Below are 17,708 nucleotides of genomic sequence, written 5' to 3'. Positions count from 1 at the left end.
CTATTCTGCCATCCGGTAGCCGCCTGACACGACGCGCAGACGTCGGGATCAAGGTGCGGTGCGTGCAATCGTGCACGCCCGTATCCGGCTACAGCCTGCCCCGCCTGGGGCCGGCACGGATTCTCGCAGCGGGGGACCAATGAAGCAGTTGCCGCACCAGCTGGTACGTTTCTTTCTATTGACTGTCCTGGCCATCGTGCTGGCCTGTTGCCTGGTGTTCCTGCTGCAGCTGGCGGGCGCCACTTCGCCTTACCTGAGCGCCGTGCTGGCCGCCGTGGCTGGCGCCGTGCTGCTGGCGCTGGCCGGCCGCAGCCAGGGCGAGCAGGGGCTGCACGGGTTTGCCGATACGGTCGGGCGCGCGATCGACGCCATCATGATCGGCGCTGCGGAAACCTCGTATTTTGTCGATTCGGTGAAAAAGAAGGTCGACCTGGACGTGCAGACGGCCAGCGATATCGCCGACAGTTCCGAACAGAATGCGCGCACCACCGAAAAAATCGCCGCCAATGCCGAGCGGGCCGCCAAAGTGGCCGCCGGCGTACGCGTGGAAAGCGTGGCGGCGCGCGCCGAACTGGACCAGGGCTTGCAGCGCGTCAACCGCGCGCGCGAAGATGCGCAAGCGGCATCCACCGCCATGCTGAGCCTGCAGGACAAATCGAAACGCATCACCGGCTTTACGGAAGCGATCTCCGATATTTCCGCGCGCACCAACCTGCTGGCGCTGAACGCCGCCATCGAGGCGGCGCGGGCCGGCGAACATGGCCGCGGCTTTGCGGTGGTGGCCGGCGAAGTGCGGCAACTGGCGCAGCGCACCAAGGAGGCGAGCGACGAGATCAGCGTGATGGTGCGCGAAATCAATGAACAGGCCGAACGCGCCGCGCGCGGCATGCAGTCGCTGGCCGCCGGCGTGACGGAAGCGGCGCGCAATGTGGAAAGCGTGCATGGCTCGCTGAGCCATATCGAGGAATCGTCGGGCGTGTCGGAAGACGAGATCGGCCAGATCGCCCGTGCCTCGCGTGAACATGTGGACACCACGCAAGTGATCGCCGACGCCATCGTGCAGATCCGCGACAGCATGCTCTCGACCAATACCGAATTGCCGCGCGCCACGCAATCGGCGATGGCGCTGGCCGAACGGGCCGAAGTGATCGCCAGCGCGCTGGGTGAGTCAACTGTATCCACCCCGCACGACGAGATCCGCGTCGCCGCCCAGCAGGCCGCGCGCGATGTGGGCAAACTGTTCGAGCAGGCGATTGCCGCCGGGCGCATCACCCGCGACGCGTTGTTCGACCGCCATTACCGGCCGATTGCGCATACCAATCCGCCCAAGCACACGACCCAGTTCGACGCATTTACCGACAAGGTCCTGCCGGACCTGCAGGAAGCGTTATTGGCCGCCCTGCCCCAGCTGGCGTACGCGGGCGCGGTCGATACGAATGGCTACTTTCCGACCCACAACAAGAAATTTTCACAGCCGCTGACGGGCGATTACGAGCACGACATCGTGCACAACCGTACCAAGCGCATCTTCAGCGACCGCACGGGCGCGCGCTGCGGCAGCAATACGCGGCCGTTTTTGTTGCAAACGTATAAAAGGGATACGGGCGAGGTCATGCATGACCTGTCGGCGCCCATCTATGTGGACGGCAAGCACTGGGGCGGTTTCCGCGTGGGATACCGTTCCAGTGCTCGTGAGTAATTAGTCGACGTGAGGCTTGGGTGCGACGCCACCGCCGGCGGCCGTGGCCGAGCGCAACACCGGCGTATTCATGCCTTCCAGATGATTGCGCAGCCATTTGTGGGCCGGGCTGCGCGCGTCGCGTTCGTGCCACAGCATGTCCAGGTGGACCGCAGGCAAGGTCAGCGGCAAATCCTTGTACAGCAGCGATTCCGTCATGCCGGTCGAGGCGATCAGGTGGCGCGGCAGGACCGTGATCAGGTCGGAGTTGGCCACCACGCGGCCGGCCGTGAAGAACTGGTTGACGGTCAATAAAATGCGCCGTTCGCGGTGGATCTGCGACAGCGCTTCGTCGATCAGGCCGTGGGCGCGGCCGGAAAAACTCACCAGCAAATGGTTCGCCGCGCAATAGTTGTCCAGGGTCAGTTCCTGGTTGGCCAGCGGATGGCCGCGCCGCATCACGCATACGTATTTACCGGAATACAAGCGCTCGTGGCGGATCGGCGAACCCGTTTCGCTGGACAGTTGCGCCGCCACGCCGGGAAAGAAGCCGACCGCCAGGTCGATGTCGCCGCGCAGCAACATCGGCCGCGGTTCGCGCGTGGTGAGCGGCATCATGCGCACATTCACGCCCGGCGCCTCGCGCTCGATCGAGCGCATCAGGGACGGCAGCCAGAAGGCGGCCGTGGCGTCGGCCATCGCCATGCGGAAGGTGGCATGGGTTTTCGAGACATCGAAGGTTTCCGGCGTCACCGCCGCTTCCAGACTGGCCAGCGCCGAGCGCACGGACGGCCACAGCGCTTCGGCGCGCGGCGTCGGTTTCACGCCATACGCCGTGCGGATCAGCAACTCATCGCCCAGGCTTTCGCGCAGGCGCTTGATGGCGTTCGATACCGCCGGCTGTGTCATTGCCAGATGGCCGGCCGCGCGCGTCAGGTTTTGTTCCGTCATGACGGCGTCGAAAACACGCAGCAAGTTCAGATCCAGCGTCAGAAAACTCATGGAAAGTCCAAGGTAAAGTTGAATTCAGATAAATTATTTACCAGTGTAAACCGCGCCGGGGCGGATTGATTTCACTCGTAAAAAAATATTACAGTTTTCCATTCATGATTCATATAATTGGTATCAGGAAATGGAATTAGATTTATATGTTGCACTGCACTATAGTACTGCCAAATTCTATAATGCACTGGAAATCATGTCTACCTTCGCTACCGCCCTGTACGCAGTATCCGCACCCGTACTGGACATCCCCTTCAGCACGGTCCTGCAAGTAGCGCTGGCGCTGCTGGCCATCGGTGTGTTTGCGCTGGTGTTCAAGCCCCTGCTGGTCGGTATCGCCCGCGCCTTGGTACTGGTGGTGCGTCCCAAGCTGAGCCGCGAGCAGCGCCTGGCGCGCGAGTTGGCCACGCGCGCGTAAGCTGTTCCCGCAGATGCAACAAGCCGGTGATATCACCGGCTTTTTTTACGTCCGTGGTTCAGCCCACCTCGCCCAGCAAATGCGCGCGCAATTGCAGATCGGCCGGATGGGCGCCGATCCAGATCTTCAGCAGCGCATTATAGAAAGCCAGGTCGGGCACTTTTTCGCCCAGTTGCTTGCCGTTCAGCCGGCATAAAGTCCCCTCCTCGGGCAGCCAGTCGACCGTCAGCATGTCGCCTTTTTTCAGGCCCGGCACCATTTCGAACATGGCGCCCAGTTGCATCGTCTGGCTCAGCAGGCGCGTGCGGTCGGCCTGGTCGGAACTGCGGTTCAGACCTTCCATGAAGGACTTGCCCAGGTCGTCGGAGCTGATATCGCGCAGCATGACGATTTCCAGCCGGCGCGGCCCGGGCAGCGCCAGGATGTCGGCCAGCTGGCTCTTCTTTTCCGGTAAATACAGCGCGATGGTGTAGACCTTGAAGATCAGCTTGTAGCGCACGCCGGCGCCATTCAGTTTCAAGGCCTGATTCGCCAGTTGCACCGTGTCGTCGAGCTTGATACCGCCGACATCGACGGCCAGCGCCGGCTGCGCCAGAGTGGCGCAGATGCAGGCGGTGGCCAGCGAGCGGCCGAGTCGGGATATGCTGAGCATCTGCTGCCTTCCGTGGAATAAGCGAAGGGACAGTGTAGAGCAGTTGCCGGAAGAGGGCCGCGCAGCTTGGCGGCCGGAATGTTTACGCTTTCAGCGGCAGTTCGGCTTGCAGGCGTTCGTACTTGGCCGTCAGCTGTTCCCGGGTTTCGATCCAGGCCGGATTGAGCGGGATGCAGCTGACCGGACACACTTGCTGGCATTGCGGCTCGTCGAAGTGGCCCACGCATTCGGTGCACTTGTTCGGGTCGATTTCGTAGATTTCGGCGCCCATGTAGATCGCGTCATTCGGGCACTCGGGCTCGCAGATATCGCAATTGATGCATTCGTCGGTGATCAGTAGTGCCATGATTTTTACTCTTGCTTATTCCGGCAATGCAGCGTTGGCGGCAATCTTGTTTTGCAGCCAGCGGTTGACCGAGGGGAAGACAAACTTGGAGACGTCGCCGCCCAGCGCCGCGATTTCACGCACGATGGTGCCCGAAATAAACTGGTATTGGTCGGACGGCGTCAGGAACATGGTTTCAACTTCAGGCAGCAGATAGCGGTTCATGCCGGCCATCTGGAATTCGTATTCGAAGTCGGAGACGGCGCGCAGGCCGCGCACGATCACGCGCGCTTCGTGCTTGCGCACGAAATCCTTGAGCAGGCCGGAAAAGCTTTCCACCTGCACATTTGGATAATGACCGAGCACTTCGTTGGCAATTTCCAGGCGTTCGTCGAGCGAGAAAAACGGATTTTTGTTCTTGCTGTCGGCCACACCCACGATCAGCTTGTCAAACAGACCCGATGCGCGGCGCACCAGATCTTCATGACCGCGCGTGAGCGGATCGAACGTTCCCGGATAAACGGCTACAACCATTGCGGCTCCCTGACGATGCACCAATATAGACGCGCATTATGCCTGAATTTGGTGATTTGCCTTGGGCCGGGGGCTGTTTCTGCTCAATTTATAAGCAGATTCACGCCGTTGCCGCCACTTTGTTGTAAGTTAGCAAATGATAATAAACCGTCCCTGCTTTATCGGCGCGGATGACTTCCCACGGCGCCATCCAGTCCGGCTTGTCCAGTTCGCTGTTTTCATCGAACACCATCGACAGCCCCGATTCCGCGTAGACGATGCCGCCCTCTTTCAACAGATGGGCGCACAACGGCAATACCTTGGCCAGGAAATCTTGCTGGTAAGGCGGATCGAGGAAGATCAGGTCGAACCGCTGCCCGCGCGCCGCCAGTCCTTGCGCCGTCAGCAAGGCGTCGCCGCGCAGCAGCTGCACGTTGTCAGCGCGCAGCTTGATCTTGTTGTCTTCCAGCTGGCGGATCACGGGCGTATGCGTGTCGACCATGGTGACGGACGCCGCGCCGCGGCTGGCCGCTTCGAAGCCGAGCGCGCCGCTGCCGGCGAACAGGTCCAGTACGTGGGCATTGGCCCAGTCGCCGTCGCGCAGGTGATTGATCCAGTTGAATACGGTTTCGCGCACGCGGTCAGGTGTCGGGCGCAAGCCCAGCGCCTGCAGCACGGGCAATACGGAGCGCTTCCATTGTCCGCCGATAATGCGCACCTGGTTCGGTGGCGGTGCATGGTGGACCGGGACTTTGGCGGGTTTTTTAACTTTCTTTTGCATGGGGATGTCTTCAATTCGGTGGCGGCCACTATAGCATATGGCCCCCGCCGCCCCTGTGCTGGCGCGGCTTATTTCGGCTGCGCCGCCAGCGAATTGAAGTCGTCGATCCAGCCCTGCATGCGCTTGACGGCATGGGCTTTTTGCGCCGGCGTGGCGATCTTGATCACGGTCAGTATCATCTGCGCCGTGCTGTTTTCAAATGCATCAAAAAAGGCCTTGCGATCAGAGTGTTCCAGGCGCTCGAAGCTGTCCTTGATCAGGGTATTGATCAGGGCCACGGTGGCTTCCTTGCCCAGCTTTTCGTTCTGTACCTTTTGTACCAGGGTCAGCACATTGCGCTGGCGGCGCATGCGCTCGTCGAGCCAGATTTCATTGTCCAGCGGCCGCGCGTCGGACGCCTTGCGGATCAGGGCTTCCTGCTCGCCGCTGAAACTGCCGAACCACAGTTCGAACTGTTCCATCGATTTCTTGTAGCGCAGCTGCTGGCGTTTCTCCTGGTCGCCCGTGAGAAACTTCTTGCGATAGTCGTCATTGTTCGACCTGAACTTCTTTTCCATCTGCGCGATCTGTTCCGGCTTCAGCGAGCGGGCCAGGTCGGCCAGGTCGGGCGCCGCTTTCAGCAGCAGCGACTGGGTGCGGCTCTTGATTTCGCTGTAATCGGCCAGCAAGTCCGCCTGGCTCGGGTTGCCCTGCACCTGCTTCTGGCCCTTGCGCAGGATTTCCACATAGTCCTTGAGCTGGGTCTTGCGGTGCCAGTCGAACAGCTTGTCGATATCTTCGCGTACCCAGCCTTTCTGGTCGCGGTCCAGGTCGACATAGGCGTTGAGCCACCAGTACAGCACGGTGTCGCCATTGTTGTAGGCCAGCCGCAAGCTGCTGCAGCCGGCCACGACGACCAGCATCAGGACCAGCAATGCACAAGTAAAGCGCTGGTGGAGAGGGGCCCGCGTGTTAAACTTTTTCATATTCTTAACTTATAAAATAAATACGGACTATGAACGTTGTCATTCTCGCCGCCGGTATGGGGAAACGCATGCAGTCGGCACTGCCAAAAGTACTGCACCCACTGGCTGGCAAGCCGCTGCTGTCGCATGTGATCGATACGGCGCGCACCTTGGCGCCGTCCAAATTATGCGTGATTTACGGACATGGGGGCGCAGCGGTGCTGAAACTGCTCGACCAGTACAAGTCCGGGCAGTCGGTGGACATCGCCGCCGCCGAGCAGGCGCAGCAGCTGGGCACCGGCCACGCCGTGCAGCAAGCGCTGCCTTTGCTGGACGATAACGTTCCTACCCTGATCCTGTACGGCGACGTGCCGCTGACCAGCGGCGGCTCGCTGCAAAAGCTGGTGCAGGCGGCCGGCAACGGCCAGCTGGCGATCCTGACGGTGGCGCAGGACGATCCGTTCGGCCTGGGCCGCATCGTGCGCGAAAATGGCGCCATCGTGCGCATCGTCGAGGAAAAGGATGCTAATGCGGACGAACGCGCCATCAAGGAAATCAACAGCGGCATCATGGTCGCGCCGACCGTGCAACTGAAGAAATGGCTGTCTGCGCTGTCGAACAACAATGCGCAAGGTGAATACTATCTGACCGACATCGTTGCCCAGGCCGTTGCCGATGGCGTGCCTGTCACCTCGGCCCAGCCCGGCGCCGTGTGGGAAGTCGCTGGCGTCAACAGCAAGGTGCAACTGGCCCAGCTGGAACGGATTCACCAGAACAATATCGCGCTGGCCCTGCTCGAGCGCGGCGTCACCCTGATGGACCCGGCCCGCATCGATGTACGTGGCGAACTGATCTGCGGACGCGACGTCACCATCGACGTCGGCTGCGTGTTCGAAGGCAGGGTGGAACTGGGCGACGGCGTGCGCGTGGGTGCCAATAACGTGCTGGTCAACGCCAGGATCGCGGCCGGCGCGCACATCAAGCCGTTCTGCCATATCGAAGAAGCCATCGTTGGCGCCGGTTCGCTGATCGGCCCGTACGCGCGCCTGCGCCCCGGCACCATGCTGGCGGAAGAAGTGCATATCGGTAACTTCGTCGAAGTCAAAAACAGCCAGGTGGCCGCCAACAGCAAGGCCAATCACCTGGCGTATATCGGCGACGCCACCATCGGCTCGCGCGTCAACATCGGCGCCGGCACCATCACTTGCAACTACGACGGCGTCAACAAATCGCGCACGGTGATCGAAGACGACGCCTTTATCGGCAGCGACAGCCATCTGATCGCACCGGTGACGGTCGGCAAGGGCGCCACCCTGGGCGCCGGCACCACCCTGTCGAAAGATGCGCCGGCCGGCAAGCTGACCATCTCGCGCGCCAAGCAGACCACCGTCGAAGGCTGGCACCGCCCGATCAAGAAGCCGAAATAAGTTTCGTCCTCTACGCTTGACGGCAGATGATGCCGCCAGCCTTCACGGGCTGGCGGCATTTTTTATCAGCATCGGTGTTGTGGACAAGCTTGTGGACAGGCGGTGGGCAGAAAGGGGATAAGTCACCGGCTATTGAAAGTGCCATTTTTGCAGTGTGTATAAACATGTGTACAAGCATGGGAATCATGCAGGGATAAGCCTGGTATAAGCCATGTAAAAGCGGTGAAAAAGACGGGATAAGTTTGGCGTCTTGTCTTGTTTCATGCATCGTTGTCCGGTAAGCAGCCATGATATTTCAACATGCTGGTTTCGAATTTCCCGGCTGTGGATAATGCTGTGCGCAAATGCTGGATAAGCTCGGAATAACTTTCAAGCTATTGAATTCAATCAGGATTTTATGCTTGAATCAGATTGCCGCCTGTGGGTAAATCTGTGCACAAGCCTGTTGTCAACTGGTGGGCAAGCAGCGGACAAGTCGGGATAACTTGTTTTTCACGGCAACTGTCGCGCAGCATGATGAGGGTAAATGCATCAGGCCGCCCGCAAGGCGCTTGCCGTGCTGTGGATAACAATGTGCACAAGGGGCATAACAAGTCGGGATAACTTGCCAGCCCGCCTTCAGACGGCGATGCGTGTCTCGAACTTGCTGCGGAAGGTGGAAAAATAGCTTTTCACATTGCGCACGTTGGCGTGCGCCGTAAACAAGCTGTGCGCCAGCGCATGGTAGGCCGGCATGTCGGCCACCTGCACGATCAGCACGAAATCGGGGCCGGGCGAGACGCGGTAGCATTGCAGCACGGCCGCCTCGCCGGCCACCAGTTGTTCGAACTCGGTCATGCGTTCGGCCGCCTGCACATCGAGCGTGATCTCGACCACCGCCGTCAGGCTGGGCCCTACGAGTTGCGGCGCGACGATCGCCACCTGCCGCTCGATCACCCCGCTCTCGGTCAGGTGCTTGACCCTGCGCAGGCAAGTGGGTGCCGAGACATGGACCAGCCGCGCCAGTTCGCTGTTGGTTTGTGATGCATCAACTTGCAAGGCATTCAGAATCCGCCGGTCGATGTCGTCAAGAAGAATAGTGGTTTCGTTCATGATTTAATGAATTAACAAAAAAATTTAAATTAAATGAAAGAATATTTCATCGCAAAATATACATGAAATATTCAATCAAAAATACGTGAATTTAGAAAGCATATTTCATGCTCTCTGCATTAGCATGCGTGCATTAATTAATTTTCAATTCGAGGTTTCCATGTGCGGCATTGTCGGCGCAGTAGCGCAACGTAATATCACCCCTATCCTGGTCGAAGGCCTGAAGCGCCTGGAATACCGCGGCTACGATTCCTGCGGCATCGCGCTGCATACCGATGGCCGTTTGCAACGTTCGCGCTCGACCGCGCGCGTGGCCGAGCTGGAAAAGCAGATCGCCGAAGAAGGCGTGAGCGGCTTCACGGGCATCGCCCACACGCGCTGGGCCACGCATGGCGCCCCGGTGTCGTTCAATGCCCACCCGCACTTTTCGCCGAACGAGGAAAATCCGCGCGTGGCACTGGTGCATAACGGCATCATCGAAAACCACGACGAACTGCGCGCCGAACTGACCGCCCTCGGTTATGTGTTCCAGAGCCAGACCGATACCGAAGTCATCGCCCACCTGGTCGAGCACCTGTATAACGGCGACCTGTTCGAGACGGTGCAACAAGCCGTCAAGCGCCTCGATGGCGCCTATGCGATCGCCGTTTTCTGCCGCGACGAACCGCACCGCGTGGTCGCCGCCCGCCAGGGTTCGCCGCTGATCGTCGGCCTGGGCGAGGGTGAAAACTTTGTCGCTTCCGACGCCATGGCGCTGGCCGGCACCACCAACCAGATTATCTACCTGGAAGAAGGCGACGTGGTCGACCTGCAACTGTCGCGCGTGTGGATCGTCGATGTCGACGGCAAGCCGGTCGAGCGTGAAGTGAAAACCGTGCATGCGCACACCGGTGCCGCCGAACTGGGCCCGTACCGCCACTATATGCAGAAAGAAATCTTCGAGCAGCCGCGCGCCATCGGCGACACGCTCGAAGGCGTGACGGGCATCATGCCGGAGCTGTTCGGCGACGACGCCTATAACATCTTCAAGCAGGTCGACCGCGTGCTGATCCTGGCCTGCGGCACCAGCTCGTATGCCGGCATGACCGCCAAGTATTGGATCGAATCGATCGCCAAGGTGCCTGTCAGCGTGGAAGTGGCCAGCGAATACCGCTACCGCGACAGCGTGCCGCATCCGAACACCCTGATCGTCACCATTTCGCAAAGCGGCGAAACGGCCGACACGCTGGCCGCCCTGAAACACGCGCGCAGCCTGGGCATGCACCATACGCTGACGATTTGCAACGTGGCCACCAGCGCCATGGTGCGCGAATGCGCGCTGGCCTACATCACGCGCGCCGGCGTCGAAGTGGGCGTCGCCTCGACCAAGGCCTTCACCACCCAGTTGGCCGGCCTGTTCCTGCTGACCCTGTGCCTGGCGCAAGTAAACGGCCACCTGACCGAAGAAGAAGAAGCGGCCCACCTGAAAGCCATGCGTCACCTGCCGGTGGCAATCGCTTCCGTGCTGGCGCTCGAACCGCAGATCATCGCCTGGTCCGAAGAGTTCGCCCGCAAGGAAAACGCCCTCTTCCTCGGTCGTGGCATGCATTACCCGATCGCCCTGGAAGGCGCGCTGAAGCTGAAGGAAATTTCCTATATCCACGCCGAAGCGTATCCGGCCGGCGAACTGAAACACGGCCCGCTGGCCCTGGTAACCAATGAAATGCCGATCGTCACCATCGCCCCGAACGATGCCCTGATCGAAAAGCTGAAGTCGAACATGCAGGAAGTACGCGCCCGCGGCGGCCAGCTGTACGTCTTCGCCGACGTCGATTCGCACATCAGCTCGGGCGAAGGCCTGCACGTGATCCGCCTGCCGGAACACTACGGCGTGCTGTCACCAATCCTGCACGTGGTGGCGCTGCAATTGCTGGCCTACCACACGGCGCTGGCGCGTGGCACCGATGTGGACAAGCCACGCAATCTGGCGAAGTCGGTGACGGTGGAATAAGGTTTCAGTGGCCGGGACGCAAGAAGACTGCGCGTCCCGGCCGCTTGCCGCCCGATGTACTTCACGTCACTCTGATTCCTGATGAAATGACGAGCATGATTGGCCGATTTTTCAAACTGCTGTACGGTGGCGAGCCTGTGGCCTTTCGCAGCGCGCTGTCCAGCGAGCAGGCGATCGCATCGCTGAGTGCGGCGACACGCCGCCCCGGTTTTCGTGTGGGCGGCGGTTCGGCGGCAACCGGTGTGGTCAACAAGCACATGGTAGAGCTCAAGAAAGAGACGCCGTTTGTACGCAATGATTTCAAACCGTGTTTTGTCGGCCGTTTCAGGATAGAAGGGGAAGAAGTCGTTCTCGAAGGCAGGTTTACCTTGTCCTGGCAGACCAAGTTTTTCATGACCATGATCTTTGTCTTCCTGGCGTATTTTTTCATCCGTAGTTTTTCCATGCTGGCCGATTATCCGGATGACCTGTGGTATTTTCCGCTGGGTGCTGTGGCGCTGTTTCTTGTGATGGTACTCAACATCGCATCGGGTAAATCGATGGCGCAAGGGGACCGCAAGTATCTGAGCGATATCATCAGCAAGGCCCTGGCCTGAAAGGTTGTCGGCAAGGCCTTCCTGCGTGGCGCGCCTACCACAGCGTCAGCACATGCACTCAGAGATCGAGCTCCCACGTCTCATCGACCATCTGCTGGCCAAACGCCAGCACCGGCGTTTGTGCCACCAGCACATAGCCCTTGCCCTGGTAAATCTGGCGCGCACTCTTTTGCTGGTCGGTGGTCCACAAGCGCATCTTGCGGTAGCCGGCGGCGCGCGCGAAGCGGTGGCATTCGTCGACCAGGCGCGCGCCCAGGCCATGGCCGCGCGCCGCTTCTTCCACCAGCAGCAGGCGCAGCTTGGCCACGCCCGCTTCACCGCGGCGCGCGACCGCAACCGAGCCGACCGGCTGGCCTGCCATCTCGGCGATCCAGCAGTGTTCCAGGGCGGGATCGAAATGGCGGTCGAAGTCGGTGCAGATCTGGCCGACCAGTTGTTCAAAGCTTGCATCCCAGCCATGCTGCGCGCCATACAATTCGCCGTGGCGGCGCGTGATCCAGGCCATGTCGCCGGGGCGGTGCGCACGCAGCACGAAAGGCTGGGCGTATTTCATGCCTGACTGATCGTCCAGCAATTCGGCGATGGTGTGCATGGCGCCCAGCAAGCGCAGTTGCTGCGCATCGTCGAAGCGCGACAGCATCTCGCTGACCTCGTCGCGCGAACACTGGTCCAGCGGTTCGTAGACGGCGCGGCCGTGCGGTGTCAGGTGCAGCAGCTTGCTGCGGCCATCGGTGGCGGACGCCACTTTGCTGATCAGTCCGTCGTTTTCAAACTTGGCGGCGATGCGGCTCAGGTAGCCACGGTCCAGGCCCAGGTCGCGGCACAGCGCGGCCGATGGCCGGTCGCCATGGTGGGCCAGCTCGTACAGCACGCGCAGCTCGGTCAGCGTGAATTGGCTGTGCAGCAAGCCTTCGCGCAAGACGCCGATGTGGCGTGTAAAAAAACGGTTGAACGCGCGCACGGCGGCGACACGCTCATGGGAAACCAGGACAGGCATGACCATCTCCACAATCGCAAGAAGGCAATTGTGCGATAGTTTGTTGACTGAGTCAACATTGTGGCATGGTGCAGTCGCACCGTGCCGCTGTCAGCCCCTGGCCATGTGGCGCGCGATGTGGTGTTCAGCGCTCCTGGCGTGGTTCGCGCGTGTTGTGGGCGGCGGCACTCTGGCGTGCGCCGCCGCTGTCGCGATTGGCGGAGGAAATTTGCTCGGCGACGGCCGAGTCGACTGGGTGGAGCCCGCCACTGCGCAAGGTGTCCTGCACCAGTTGCACCATCCGGTCTTCGCCGGGCCGCAAGAACCGCGAGGTACGATATTGCGGCATGTTTTCATTGTTCGACATGGTGAAATCCTTTCTTGACGGAAGCACCATTTCGATGCTCCGCGACGTGTACTTTATAACCAATTGGGCGGCGACGCAATTGCCAGCGGAATCGCCGACGTCAGCGTCAGTTTCTGGGTGCTGGAAATGTCACAGCGGCTATCCATCGTGTACTGGGACTCGTTTTTCGCGGTCAGGGTCAGGCACATGCCGTGGTGTCCGGCCGGCAAATTCAGTTCTTGCGTGCGTCCGCCGGCATCGCGCCACAGCGCGATCGAGCGTACCGGACGGCTTTCCAGCCAGTTGGACCGGTCCACCAGCGCCGCACAGGTCAGCGTCAGCACGGATGAGCCCGGGTCGTCGGCCAGTACCGTGGCATAGCGTGCCGGCCAGCGCGTGGCCAGCTGGGGACCGTCCATCAGCAGGGCGATGACGAGGTTGGGGCCGACGGCGCGGATGACGGACATGGCCGGATCGGTGCGCGCAAGATCTTCACAGATCAGCACGGCCAGCGAGACGCCGCGGCGTATCGCATAAAACGGCAAGTCCCGGTCCGCAATATCGATTCCTTCCCACCATTGCTGCGCAGGCAGCGCTTTGCTGGTTAACGAGCGGTCGGGAAAGTTGAGCGCATAGCGTTGTACCTGCATCGGGTCGAGCGACCAGCGGTGATGTTTCGACTGGCTGCTCATCACCAGCGGTCCGTCGCCAAGCATGTTGCCGTTAGCCACTTTTGGGAACAGATAGGTACTGGCCTGGTTGTGCGGCAGGCGGGCGCCGCCATGGCCGTTGGGTGCGCCGTGATCGAGCACGCCGCTGATGAAAAAGTCGATATTCTCTTCGCGCAAGTGTGCCGCCACCGCATTGGCCAGTTCGCGCGACAAGGCGCACTCGGGCATGACGATGCCATGGATCTCGTCGCTGCCACATTCCGTCCGCGCCTGTTCCAGCAAGGGCTGGAACAGCTCCGCCACCACGCTCGGGCCGGTCAATTTACGCTGGCCTTTCTTGAGCCATAGCTGGCGCAGTTCGAAAAATGCGCCGGTCGAGGTATGCCTGTTCAGCACCACCCTGTCTTCGCGCAAGTGAAAACTGGTTTCGGGAAGATGAAACGGATACGGTACCAGCAGCAGGCGCAGCTTGGAATCGCGCTCGGCCGGCTTGTGGCTGGCCGCGCCATTGCCGCCAGCGTCATTGTGATCGATTCTATCGCGCGCGAGGCCAAACGATTTGTCCACCAGCTGCCAGCTTGGCTTGACTTCCAGGCTGCTGGGCAACAGCGCCAGATGATGGCTCATGGAGCGGATGGTGCAGCCCACGCTGGCGGTCATCGACTTCGGCAACACCACGGCCGCATCGGTCATGATCAGCGAACACAGGGAGGTCGGTGCGAACGGCAGCACATACACCGGCCCGTCCTGCTTCAGCAACTCGTGCTGGTCCAGCAAACTGGTCATGACCATGTTGACCAGCAGATTGGCTGTGCCGGGCGCGTCCGTGCTGGAGGTCTCCAGCGGCGCCCAGCCCATGCCGTTACACGATTCGTCGGCAATCGCCAGCAGCAGGAACAGCACGTCGCGCACCTCCTTGCGGCATTTGACGTCACCCAGCTTGACATCGCCAAACGTGAGCAAGGTAGTCCATAACTGTTGCACGTCGGCTGGCGCGGCATAGCCGGTGGTCCAGACCCTGGCCGCGGCATAGATGCGCCTGAAATAGTCGCGGTGTTGTTCCAGCGCCGCCGCATCGGGGCCGGCCAGCATGCAGCAACTGGCTTTTTCGACCAGGGTGGCGGCGACCGCAAACACATCCGGCGGCCATGCCGGACAACGCGCCCAGCTCAAGCCCGGTTGCCCTCTGCTGACATGGCTTTTCGAGCGCAGTTCGGTAAGGTAAATTTCACCTTCGGTACCGCTTTGCAGCAGCGTCTTGATGACGTCCATGACTACCATCATTTTTCCTTGTCAGGTATGGTCACCCCAGGCTGCGTGACAGTTGACATTCAGTCTAGGACTGGACGGCAGGTGATGGTTGATGTGGCTCAAACGTGCCGTGTGGCGGCGTCGTGTCGGCTTATGTTCGTGCGCGCAGCCGCATGTGCAAAGCCTGTGGCGACATCGTGAAACCCATCACCTCTTCGGGCTCCTTGCCGCCTGTCGTCGCGATGGCGGCGATGTCAAACGTCGCCAGCAGCATGGCACAGGCCACCTTGATTTCCAGCAGCGCCAGATAGCGCCCCGGACAAGTGCGCGGGCCGGCGCCGAAGGGCATCGCGGCCTGCTTGCCGATGGCATCGCCGTCCTGGCGCAGCCAGCGGCCGGGATCGAAGTCGCTGCCAGGCGGCATGGTCTTGTCGTGGCGCATCACGCACCAGACCAGGCCGCCTTTCGGCAGCGCCACGTCGCCCACCACGCTGTCGCGCAGGGCTTCGAGCGGGATAAAGGGCGTGGCCGGTTTCAGGCGCAGCGCTTCCTGGGCGCAGGCGTTGAGATAGACCAGCGCGTCCATCTGTTCGATGGTGAAACTATCCGGCTCCGGTGCCATGCGCAGCACCTCCTCGCGCGCCTGCCGCAGCGCGGCCGGATTGCTGTGCAGCAGATACAGCAGCCAGGCCAGCGTGCTGCTGGTGGTTTCCTCGCCGGCCAGCAGCATGGTGGCGACGTTGCCGGCAACAATATTGTCGTCGATGCCGCTGCCCTCCTCCTGCGCCGCGCACAGCATCGCCTGCAGCAGGTTGGCCGGCTGCTGGCGGCGTGCCGGTTCGGCCTCCAGTTGCGTGCGCGCGCCGGCGATCAGCTGGTCGACGGCGGTGCGCAGCGCGGCGACGCTGGCGTCCAGCTCACGCTCGCGCGCCAGTCTCAGATAGCGCCAGTACGGAAATGGCGCCATCGAGCGGCGCGCCACGCCGGCGAGGATGATTTCCATGTGGCGCTGCAGAACATGCTCGCCGTGCTCGAGGGTGTTGACCTCGATGCCGAAGGCCAGGCCGGCGATGATGTCGATGCTGTAGCACTTCAGGTCGACCGCCAGTGCGATGCTGGTGCCAGCCTGCGCGGCCTGGCGCCAGCGTTCCCGCAGGCGCAGGCAGGTCACCGCCAGCGCCGGAAAATAGGCCTTGACCGCGTGTGGCGCCAGCGCGGCCATGACCATGCGGCGCTGCGCGCGCCAGGGGGCGCCTTCGGCCACGATCAGGCCGGGGCGGCCATCCATTTCCATCGCCACTTGCGCCGTGGCGGACGGGCGGCGAAAGCCCTCCGGCCGGTCGCGCAGCACGCCGCCGACCAGTATCGGGTCGGCCACCACCAGCACCGGCGTGGTGGCAAAACGCATCGTGAACAGCGGGCCGTATTGCCTGGCCCACGCCTCCACCTGGCGGTGCATGCGCGTGGGCGACAGTTGCGGCAGGTTGCCCAGCAGTGGCCACGGGCGTGGCCCGGGCAGATCGGAAAGGTGGCGCAAGGGGGAATGCATGGTGTGCTCCGGTAATGGACATGGCGTTACTCTGCCGCCGCGAGACATCATCGTCTTGAACGTTTGCGACAAGCGGCCGCCGGGTTAGAATTTCGCCATGCCCAATCCCGCCGCCACGCGTCTGATCGCCCCGCCCCAGGCACTGGCTTCCTGCGTGCGGGCGCTGCTCACGCGCAGCACGGTCGAGGCGCCACTGACGGATCCGCGCGATCGTTTCAACCACTCGCCGGCCACGCCGCTGTGCACCATCGCCTGGTTCATCGAGGGCGAGGGGGAACTGGTGGTGCCGGCCGGTTTGCCGGCACCTCCCACGCCGGTGCGCGCCGTGTTTGCCGGCCCGCAGACGGGGCCCACCACCAGCTGGAATCCCGGTCCCGTGCGCTTGTTCATGGTGATGTTCTATCCGCAGGCGCTGCAGGCGATCAGCGGCATCGACATGGCGTCCTGCGTGGACCGCTGGGCGGCGCTGGACGAGGTGCTGGGCGCCGAATGGCAGGCCCTGTCCGAGGCGATCCTGGCTGCGCCTGACGACGCCGCGCGGCTGGCGTTGCTGGAACAGTTCCTGACGCCGTTATGGCAGGCGGCGCGGCCCAAGGGGCCGTCCGCGCTGGCGGGCGACTGGGTGCGCCACCTGGCGTGGCAGGCGGCCGATACGGTATTCGGCCGCGGCGTGCGCAATCTCGAACGCCGCATCAAGGCGCGCGCGGGGCAATCGCTGCGCAGCCTGCTGCGGCTGCGGCGTGCCGAGCAGTCATTTTTCGAGGCGCGCGACAACGCCCGGGCCGGCCCGGCGAACCTGGCGGACGTGGCCGCGCAGGGCGGCTATGCGGACCAGGCCCACCTGAGCCGCGACGTGCGCGCCATCACCGGCCACAGCCCCGGCAGATTCCTGCGGCTGCTGGCATCGGACGATGAAAGCTACTGGATCTACCGCATCTGGCTCTGACATCTACACGGGAATTTCCGACGTCAGCTTGATGTTCTGCATCGGAATCTCCGTCTTGACGCTTTGCACGCCCTTGATGCTGGTCAGGTGCTTGATCTGGAACTGGTAATAGCCGTCCAGGTCGGCGGCCACCACGCGCAGCAGGAAATCGCAGTCGCCGGCCATCAAATGGCATTCCACCACTTCCGGCAACTGGCGTATGGCGGCGTTGAAATGGCGCACGGTTTCCGTGTCCTGCCCGGTTAGCCAGATGCGGGCGAAGACCGTGAAGCCGCGGCCCACCTTGGCCGGATTGACCACCGCCACATAGCGTTCGATCACGCCGGCCTCTTCCAGCAGGCGCACGCGGCGCAAGCAGGGCGAGGGCGACAGCCCCACTTCTTTCGCCAGGTCGATATTCTGCATGCGGCCGTCGCGTTGCAGGGCGTTCAGGATGCGGCGGTCGATGGCGTCCAGCTTCATTGGTGTTTCATTCCAGGATTGGCTCGAAAAGAAGATTTTAATGCCAATTTCAACGGTATGCGTGGCAACAACGCAATCCGATTTCACGC

General features: G+C 61.8%; 18 protein-coding genes. 6 read left to right on the top strand and 12 right to left on the bottom strand.

Translation table 11 applies throughout. From position 1 onward, the window contains the following. Positions 1-139 precede the first annotated feature (139 nt). Positions 140-1,699: a methyl-accepting chemotaxis protein gene (locus tag ACP7B7_RS14570; protein WP_426077107.1), complete on the top strand. Its 1,560-nt coding sequence runs from the start codon at positions 140-142 to the stop codon at positions 1,697-1,699. On the opposite strand, the gene ACP7B7_RS14565 is transcribed toward ACP7B7_RS14570, so the two are convergent. Further along, entirely contained in the window at positions 1,700-2,680 is a 981-nt protein-coding gene (locus ACP7B7_RS14565; RefSeq protein ID WP_308923236.1) for a LysR family transcriptional regulator, read from the bottom strand. A 196-nt stretch (positions 2,681-2,876) separates the two neighbouring features. Between ACP7B7_RS14565 and ACP7B7_RS14560 the strand changes: the two genes are divergently transcribed. Beyond that, positions 2,877-3,098, top strand: coding sequence for a hypothetical protein (locus ACP7B7_RS14560; protein ID WP_426077106.1), 222 nt, complete (start codon positions 2,877-2,879; stop codon positions 3,096-3,098). 58 nt (positions 3,099-3,156) lie between these two features. Here ACP7B7_RS14560 and ACP7B7_RS14555 read toward each other — a convergent pair whose 3' ends face one another. From ACP7B7_RS14555 to ACP7B7_RS14535, 5 genes are all read right to left on the bottom strand, one after another. Beyond that, positions 3,157-3,750, bottom strand: a complete 594-nt coding sequence (locus ACP7B7_RS14555) for a chalcone isomerase family protein (RefSeq protein ID WP_426077105.1) — start codon at positions 3,748-3,750, stop codon at positions 3,157-3,159. An 82-nt stretch (positions 3,751-3,832) separates the two neighbouring features. Continuing rightward, positions 3,833-4,096, bottom strand: a complete 264-nt coding sequence (locus tag ACP7B7_RS14550) for a YfhL family 4Fe-4S dicluster ferredoxin (RefSeq protein ID WP_308923233.1) — start codon at positions 4,094-4,096, stop codon at positions 3,833-3,835. Between the two features lie 15 nt (positions 4,097-4,111). After that, positions 4,112-4,609: a pantetheine-phosphate adenylyltransferase gene (gene coaD / locus ACP7B7_RS14545; RefSeq protein ID WP_308923232.1), complete on the bottom strand. Its 498-nt coding sequence runs from the start codon at positions 4,607-4,609 to the stop codon at positions 4,112-4,114. A 100-nt stretch (positions 4,610-4,709) separates the two neighbouring features. Then, on the bottom strand, positions 4,710-5,369 hold the full coding sequence (rsmD, locus tag ACP7B7_RS14540; protein ID WP_426077104.1) for a 16S rRNA (guanine(966)-N(2))-methyltransferase RsmD: 660 nt from the start codon (positions 5,367-5,369) through the stop codon (positions 4,710-4,712). Between the two features lie 68 nt (positions 5,370-5,437). Continuing rightward, complete coding sequence (locus ACP7B7_RS14535; protein WP_426077103.1) at positions 5,438-6,334, bottom strand: DUF6279 family lipoprotein; 897 nt, start codon at positions 6,332-6,334, stop codon at positions 5,438-5,440. Between the two features lie 29 nt (positions 6,335-6,363). Between ACP7B7_RS14535 and glmU the strand changes: the two genes are divergently transcribed. Beyond that, the gene (gene glmU, locus ACP7B7_RS14530) at positions 6,364-7,740 is read left to right on the top strand and encodes a bifunctional UDP-N-acetylglucosamine diphosphorylase/glucosamine-1-phosphate N-acetyltransferase GlmU (RefSeq protein WP_426077102.1); all 1,377 of its coding nucleotides are present in this window, start codon (positions 6,364-6,366) and stop codon (positions 7,738-7,740) included. A 618-nt stretch (positions 7,741-8,358) separates the two neighbouring features. On the opposite strand, the gene ACP7B7_RS14525 is transcribed toward glmU, so the two are convergent. Then, positions 8,359-8,832, bottom strand: coding sequence for an Lrp/AsnC family transcriptional regulator (locus tag ACP7B7_RS14525; RefSeq protein WP_308923227.1), 474 nt, complete (start codon positions 8,830-8,832; stop codon positions 8,359-8,361). Between the two features lie 160 nt (positions 8,833-8,992). Between ACP7B7_RS14525 and glmS the strand changes: the two genes are divergently transcribed. Both glmS and ACP7B7_RS14515 read left to right on the top strand, forming a co-directional pair. Beyond that, on the top strand, positions 8,993-10,822 hold the full coding sequence (gene glmS / locus ACP7B7_RS14520; RefSeq protein WP_308925630.1) for a glutamine--fructose-6-phosphate transaminase (isomerizing): 1,830 nt from the start codon (positions 8,993-8,995) through the stop codon (positions 10,820-10,822). 44 nt (positions 10,823-10,866) lie between these two features. Then, positions 10,867-11,418: a hypothetical protein gene (locus ACP7B7_RS14515; RefSeq protein ID WP_308923226.1), complete on the top strand. Its 552-nt coding sequence runs from the start codon at positions 10,867-10,869 to the stop codon at positions 11,416-11,418. Between the two features lie 58 nt (positions 11,419-11,476). Here ACP7B7_RS14515 and ACP7B7_RS14510 read toward each other — a convergent pair whose 3' ends face one another. The 4 genes from ACP7B7_RS14510 to ACP7B7_RS14495 form a co-directional block, all read right to left on the bottom strand. Next, the gene (locus ACP7B7_RS14510) at positions 11,477-12,415 is read right to left on the bottom strand and encodes a bifunctional helix-turn-helix transcriptional regulator/GNAT family N-acetyltransferase (RefSeq protein WP_426077101.1); all 939 of its coding nucleotides are present in this window, start codon (positions 12,413-12,415) and stop codon (positions 11,477-11,479) included. A 124-nt stretch (positions 12,416-12,539) separates the two neighbouring features. Further along, complete coding sequence (locus ACP7B7_RS14505) at positions 12,540-12,761, bottom strand: hypothetical protein (RefSeq protein WP_426077100.1); 222 nt, start codon at positions 12,759-12,761, stop codon at positions 12,540-12,542. Between the two features lie 53 nt (positions 12,762-12,814). Then, positions 12,815-14,695, bottom strand: a complete 1,881-nt coding sequence (locus ACP7B7_RS14500) for a hypothetical protein (protein WP_308923223.1) — start codon at positions 14,693-14,695, stop codon at positions 12,815-12,817. Between the two features lie 118 nt (positions 14,696-14,813). Continuing rightward, entirely contained in the window at positions 14,814-16,211 is a 1,398-nt protein-coding gene (locus ACP7B7_RS14495; RefSeq protein WP_308923222.1) for a cytochrome P450, read from the bottom strand. 97 nt (positions 16,212-16,308) lie between these two features. Between ACP7B7_RS14495 and ACP7B7_RS14490 the strand changes: the two genes are divergently transcribed. After that, positions 16,309-17,157, top strand: coding sequence for an AraC family transcriptional regulator (locus ACP7B7_RS14490; RefSeq protein WP_308923221.1), 849 nt, complete (start codon positions 16,309-16,311; stop codon positions 17,155-17,157). A gap of 3 nt (positions 17,158-17,160) precedes the next feature. On the opposite strand, the gene ACP7B7_RS14485 is transcribed toward ACP7B7_RS14490, so the two are convergent. Then, entirely contained in the window at positions 17,161-17,619 is a 459-nt protein-coding gene (locus ACP7B7_RS14485) for an Lrp/AsnC family transcriptional regulator (protein ID WP_308923220.1), read from the bottom strand. Positions 17,620-17,708: the final 89 nt, after the last annotated feature.

This window comes from Janthinobacterium sp. PSPC3-1 (assembly GCF_049896105.1).
Taxonomy (GTDB): domain Bacteria; phylum Pseudomonadota; class Gammaproteobacteria; order Burkholderiales; family Burkholderiaceae_D; genus Janthinobacterium.
This window is presented reverse-complemented; position numbering and strand designations above follow the sequence as displayed.